General features: G+C 50.7%; 1 pseudogene. It reads left to right on the forward strand.

Annotated features, from left to right (window positions below):
• Positions 1 to 93 (forward strand): annotated as a pseudogene (locus B2590_RS04835) (elongation factor Tu); the annotation flags it as partial.
• Between the last annotated feature and the right edge of the window lie 130 nt (positions 94 to 223).

The following is a 223-nucleotide window of genomic DNA, read 5'->3' on the forward strand; positions in this document are numbered from 1 at the left end:
GCTCCGATCGCCATGGAAGATGGCCTGCGCTTCGCGATTCGTGAAGGTGGTCGTACCGTTGGTGCCGGCGTAGTCTCAAAGATCATCGAATAAATTATTCGAATGATCTAAGGAAAAAGGGGCTGAAAGTCAGCCCCTTTTTCTGTTTCAGCCGCACAATCTGACCTGGTAGAGTCGCTGCTCATCGCAGTTGACACTGCTGGGTATTATGCATACAATGCGG

Source organism: Marinobacter sp. UBA3604 (genome assembly GCF_002375325.1).
GTDB classification, from domain to species: domain Bacteria; phylum Pseudomonadota; class Gammaproteobacteria; order Pseudomonadales; family Oleiphilaceae; genus Marinobacter; species Marinobacter salarius.